The organism is Oleiphilus sp. HI0080 (assembly GCF_001635135.1).
On the sequence record NZ_LWFU01000468.1, the window covers coordinates 1 to 5,666 of the forward strand.

General features: G+C 48.8%; 8 protein-coding genes. 1 reads left to right on the forward strand and 7 read right to left on the reverse strand.

Features of this window, described 5'->3' with window-relative positions; genetic code table 11:
• The coding region (locus A3751_RS09620) for a helix-turn-helix domain-containing protein (protein ID WP_068455004.1) at nucleotides 1–422 on the forward strand (422 nt) is incomplete at its 5' end.
• An 81-nt stretch (nucleotides 423–503) separates the two neighbouring features.
• Here A3751_RS09620 and A3751_RS09625 read toward each other — a convergent pair.
• The 7 genes from A3751_RS09625 to A3751_RS09655 form a co-directional block, all read right to left on the reverse strand.
• Complete coding sequence (locus A3751_RS09625) at nucleotides 504–1,181, reverse strand: sulfite exporter TauE/SafE family protein (RefSeq protein ID WP_068455007.1); 678 nt, start codon at nucleotides 1,179–1,181, stop codon at nucleotides 504–506.
• A gap of 31 nt (nucleotides 1,182–1,212) precedes the next feature.
• Nucleotides 1,213–1,848, reverse strand: a complete 636-nt coding sequence (locus A3751_RS09630; RefSeq protein ID WP_068455010.1) for a LysE family translocator — start codon at nucleotides 1,846–1,848, stop codon at nucleotides 1,213–1,215.
• The gene (locus tag A3751_RS09635; protein WP_197466261.1) at nucleotides 1,845–2,777 is read right to left on the reverse strand and encodes a DMT family transporter; all 933 of its coding nucleotides are present in this window, start codon (nucleotides 2,775–2,777) and stop codon (nucleotides 1,845–1,847) included. Before A3751_RS09635 ends, A3751_RS09630 begins: the two co-directional genes overlap by 4 nt.
• A 9-nt stretch (nucleotides 2,778–2,786) precedes the next feature.
• Nucleotides 2,787–3,917, reverse strand: coding sequence for a methyltransferase (locus A3751_RS09640; protein ID WP_068455014.1), 1,131 nt, complete (start codon nucleotides 3,915–3,917; stop codon nucleotides 2,787–2,789).
• A 12-nt stretch (nucleotides 3,918–3,929) separates the two neighbouring features.
• A complete protein-coding gene (locus A3751_RS09645; protein WP_082863156.1) occupies nucleotides 3,930–4,448 on the reverse strand; it encodes a DUF2391 family protein in 519 nt (172 codons plus the stop codon).
• Between the two features lie 15 nt (nucleotides 4,449–4,463).
• Nucleotides 4,464–5,072 carry a hypothetical protein gene (locus A3751_RS09650; RefSeq protein WP_068455016.1) on the reverse strand — a complete coding sequence of 203 codons (609 nt, stop codon included), beginning with the start codon at nucleotides 5,070–5,072 and terminating at the stop codon, nucleotides 4,464–4,466.
• A 6-nt stretch (nucleotides 5,073–5,078) separates the two neighbouring features.
• A partial coding sequence (locus A3751_RS09655) for a LysE/ArgO family amino acid transporter (RefSeq protein ID WP_231876867.1) occupies nucleotides 5,079–5,666 on the reverse strand: 588 nt, incomplete at its 5' end.

The window sequence follows — 5,666 nt, forward strand, 5'->3', positions numbered from 1 at the left end:
GCGATCGCTGGACCTTACTTATCATTCGCGATTGCTTCCGCCGGGTTCGGCGCTTTTCAGATTTTCAGAAGTCCCTGGGTATTACCAAGCATCGGCTCTCAGATCGTCTAACGCGATTAGTCGAAGAAGGTATTCTGGTTAAACGGCCTTATGATGCATCGGGCAAACGTTTTGAGTATCGCCTTACTGAGAAAGGGTTAGATCTCTATCCTGTGCTGATGAGTGTTGTTCAGTGGGGCGATAAATGGGTTGCAGATGAAGATGGCGCGCCGGTGGTCTATACCCATAAATCATGCGGAAATTACACCAAGCCACGGTATACCTGCGATTGTTGCGGCGAAGAGATCCAAGCCCGAGACCTAGAGCCGGAAGCCGGTCCCGGTGTTACAAAGAAAATGGAACGGGGAGAAGCCTTAAAATAGTGAATCTGAGAAGCGTTTCGCGACAAGACGGTTTTGATGTCGAATGTTGACCAGCACCTGTGGCGAGATCGCTTTCCTTAACTAGCCGGCTAGCCAATACGTCCCGAAACCAATCGAAATGCTTGCAATAAGCAGTCGAGACCACTCAAAAACTTTGGTACTAAACTGAATCAGCCGCGCTTGAGCGTAACCAAAACCAAGGCCAAAAAGCATCATCATACAAAGCACACCGAGCGAGAACAGCAGCACATAAAGAAATCCCCATGTTCCGTTGGCGACTTCAAGTGTGGGCAATAAAGCCAGAACGGGCGCACTCCCTGCCAGGCCATGTGTTATGCCGACCAATACGGGGCCATGATCGTTCACAGTTTTTGCTGAATGTGACGCATCTGCAAGGTGCGCATGAACGTGTTCGCCATGCGAGTGAATACGCAGTCGAACTTTGTTCTGCCGAAATGACCATAGAATCCAGACCCCAAGCGCGATGAGAATGATGCCTACCAACTTTTCAGCGCTGGCGTGCAACCATTCTGGAAATTGCAGATTAAAAGAGAGTAGTGCCGCCGCCAATGCACATAGAACTCCGCCATGCCCTAAGGCCCATCGAGAGCAGAATGCGAGTGTTTGTCTAGCTCGGGATTGAAAGCCGTTGCGACTGCTCGACATCGTGCTGACGGCCATCACATGGTCGGCGTCGAGCGCGTGAAGTAAACCAAAGGTAAAGCCCATGCCCAACAGGGCGATAAGTTCGAGTTCCATTAGATAATGAGTCCGTTAGGGTAAAGAGTGCTTAGCCCGTTTTTAATGCGAAGATCACGCCAGTTACGAGGATCAAGGCACCAGATGTTGTATTCAATGTTTTTTGTGCCGCTTCCGATACGACGGCATGTCGGGCGCTATAAGCGAGCCATGCATAAAAGCCCATGCTCGTCGCGAGTACCGCGGCGATGATAAAGATCACGATGAATATATCAAGCGCGGTAAGGCTTTGTAAGTCCATGAAATTTGGTAAAAAGCTCACGTAAAAGAAGATGACTTTGGGGTTGGCGAGCGTGACGACAAGACCCACCATGTAACCAAGCTGACGCCGGCCAGTTGCGCTTGCTTGATTGCCGTTTTGCGCCAGATCAATGCTCGTTTCGTTGCTGTGTTTGAGCATTATGAAGCCCATGTAGCACAAATAAGCGGCGCCGCCGTATTGAAGAAACAAAAATGCACCTTGAAGGTGCGTGGCCACCCAGCTTAATCCATAGATGCTGAGCATCAGAAAAAGAATGTCGCCCGTGATGATGCCGCTAATCATCGCGGCGATACGCTTCGGTGTTTCTTGAAGGCCTGCGGAGATTGAGATAAAGACACCAGGGCCCGGTGTCAATGCGAGAACGAACATTGCGATGATCAACGCAAACGAGGACGCCAACGTCACAGCACTTTCTCCTTCCGTTGCCGCAACTTTTTAAAGGGACGACCATCAATCGCAGCAAGGCCGGTAAAGATACACGCCATACCAAAATAGTGAATGGGTTTGAGCTGCTCACCCAGAAACAACCAGCCTAATAAAATTGCTGATATCGGTACTAAAAAGGTTACTAAAGACAGGTTGGTCGCGCCTGAGCTGGAAAGCAGAGAAAAATAACCAATGTAGGCCAATGCCGTGCAGAAAGTGCCGAGTGCCGCGACAGCTAACCATGCGGAACTATTGGCGGTAGATAGCTCTTGGACATGGCCTCCGAAAATACATACCGGCAACAACCAGAGACTTGCCATGCTGACTTGCAGTGTAGCGGTCATCACGGGAGAAACCTGCATTTCACGAAAACGGCGGCCAAACACTCCGGCAAAGGCATAGCAGAGTGCGGCACCCAGTATCGAGAGCTGCGCGGACACGCTCTCACCTAGACCGCTTAGGTATTGTGGCCCAATCATGGCGGCTACGCCGCCGAGTCCGATCAGTACACCAAGGATTTTTAGCGGTGCGATACGCTCGTCACTTAAAAGTGCTCCGGCAACCAATACGGTGAACAATGGTGTCGTGGCGTTGAGAATCGAAGCGAGCCCAGAGCCAATTTCTTGCTGTCCCCAAACAATCAGCGAAAAAGGCATGGCGTTGTTAATCAGTCCCATTAGGATGATCGACCACCAAAATGTGCCGGTTTTAGGGATCGTTATATTTTTGGCGAACACCAAAAACCACAAGCAGGCCGCGGCAATGGTAACGCGTAGCCAAACGACGGTGAGGGGAGAGAACCCGGTTAGCGTGATCTCATTGAAAAAGAAAGAGCCACCCCAGAGAATTGAAAGCCCAATTAGTATTGACCAGTCTTTAGCGCTCATCGCGAGCGAAACGTTTTTCATAACAGGCGCTTACTGTTTGCTGCAGCGAAGCAGTACATATTTGCTGTGCTGAGCCATGTTCTCGCAGTTCCCGAATAGTCGTTTTAATGGTCCGTGGTAGGCTAAATGACGATTGGCAATGACCCATAGCTGACCGTTCGTTTTTAAGTGCGCGTAGGCGTCTTGGAACATGGCCAGCGCAATATCGGTTCCCATTGTTTGTTGCTGATGGAACGGTGGGTTGCAAACGATCAGATCAACGTTTGGGAAGGTATCAGGAATGCCGTTTCCAGCTTCAAGAGTACAGGCGATATCGGACAAGTATTGCTGCGTATTGTGCGTCGTGCTGTCGATCGCCATAAACGATTCATCGCAGAAAAAAGCCTGCTTTGCATCGCAAGCTAGCGCGCTATTGATACCCATAATGCCATTGCCGCATGCCAAATCTATGAGGCTCTCGGCCTTGGGCAATAATTCTAGATTCGCTAGAAAAACGTGCGTGCCCGGATCAACTCTGCCTTCCGCAAACACATTGGCGTGGCAACTTAGCGCCATGCCATAGGCCGTAAATGATCGCGGAAACTTAGTGCTACCCTGCCAAGTAGTCGGATCTGGCGAGCAATGAATGAGCCTTGCTTTTTTCGCGGCAAGAGACTGGCTGCTTGGGCCAATAATATTCTCAAAAAGCACACGCGTATTTTTGCTGAGCGACTTCACCATGCACGAGGCAATCACCGTTGTGTTTTGGTTTATGTTGGCACGCAAGCGATAAAGCTGATCCTCGAGCATAGCGAGCGACTTAGGTACTTTGATCAGTACGAGATCAAAGATGCCCTGTGGATTCTGTGTGCTAGGTAGAATGGCCTCCGGCATCTCGCATTTGTTTTCGTTTATGTTGTTGGAGATTGCGGTCAGCGATAAAAATGAATCGGACTGGACTACGGGTTTGTGCTTGGCAAGCGCGCAGCTCAAAGCACCGAAACTATCATTTAAGATAAGTATGCGGGCATTGGATGACAGCTGCCGCTTAGCCACATCCTCTAACAAAAGTGTGTCTGAGCTTTCCCATGCTTGAAGATTTTGCTGCGCCTTGCTTGATGCAAACAAGGGAAAACGCGAAAGCTCAAAATCGCCAAAAGCACAGTTGTAGTGTGTAAGCATGGGAAGCGTCACTTATTTTAATGCGTCTGTTGCGACCGCACTCATCGAGGCGGGAAACGCAACAATGATGATGCGCTTGATTGCGAGGACGTTATCAACACCCCAAGGGCATTGTTGAATCAGTGTCATCAACAAGCCAACCACAACCAATGAGATAACGTAAATCGCAAACACGCGCTTGAAGTATTCAAGTACGAAGCCTTTTAAGTAGAAACGGTAAAAATGCACATACACAAACAGCGCAATAAAACTAAGTGAAACGAGCGAGAGTATGGCCACATTTAAATTTGGAAGGGTGCTTCCGAGCTGCCACGTTTCTTCCGTAAACGCCATGGGAATCGCCAACAGCGTTGCGCCGACAACGATCTGAATAATGTCCCGAAGAGTGAGCTCTACCATTAACGGTTTTACAATCCGTTGAATCACCTTGCCAGAACTATCGAAAATCGGAATGACCGTATGCAAGTAGCCCGATCGCCCTAAGCGTTTTATTTCTACTTTTTGTTTTGAATCTTGCGGATCTTCATACATGAAGAGGCGTCCTCTTTAGTCGCCAATATTGATATTGAGAGAGCTTAGTAATTCATAGTACGCCGCGATCGTTAGCAAGCCTAAACCGACAGTCGCCAGTACTCGATACTTGAAGCCGTTCTTGTGGTGTTTTTCGCGATTATGGTGGTGAGTAACATCCATCATTTCATCGCCAAAGTAAATGGATAAAAACGTACCCAATGCGCTAATAATGAGAATGCTCCAATAAGGCCAAGGCTCAACGAGGATCTGGTGCAAGACTTTCGTAATGATCGATAGTTCGTAAGTATCTGCGTGTGCGGAAAGCATATAAACGTTGATCGCAATCGCTATAAACCAAACGACCAATTGCGTGATCGCCATTTTAATACCGAACAGCAAACGCACAGGAAATGCCAGAAGAAAACCGCCATCCGCGATGGGTGTACATAAAACGAAAAAGCTCCAAGATAGAACGGCCAAGCCAAACCCGGTTGCCGCATCATATTTGTAGGCCATAAATCCAAAGTAGGCGACGACGATACCAAACAGTGCTGCAAACTTTACTAGGGTTTCGAGGTGAGTCGGGTGGCTGTAGTGGAAGGCCGCAGATTTCTCACTGGTTCGCAAAGACGATAACTTCATAAGCACCTAAAGCAGTAAGTTGACGGCCAACGCGATCATGACGATACCGATAATGAAGTCGAGCATGCGCCATGCACTTGGTTTTTCAAATATAGGACGCAGTATGCGGGCACCGTAGCCGAGTGAAAAGAAAAATGCGAAGGATGCACACACCGCGCCGATACCAAAAAGATGTTGCTGCTCTCCATATTGAACAGAAATCGCGCCAAGGAGAAAAACAGTATCCAGATAAACGTGTGGGTTTAGCCAGGTAAACGCAAGACAGGTTAGGGCGATCTTATACGCGTGTGATGTAGACGCTCCTTCTGCAACCAGAGCGTGCTCTGCTTGCCAAGCCGAATAGAAACTCTTAAGGCCATATAAGATTAAAAAAGCCGCTCCGCCGAAGCGCGCGACAAGCTCAATCTCAGGATATGCCTGAACAATGGCGCCAAACCCCAGCACGCCGGCAGTGATCAANAGCGCATCTGAGACCGCGCAAATCAAGCTAGTAAGAAATACATGCTCTTGTTTCAAACCTTGTTTCAAGACAAAAGCATTTTGAGCTCCTATTGCGAGAATGAGAGAAAAGCCGAGAGAAAAGCCTGCCAAGAG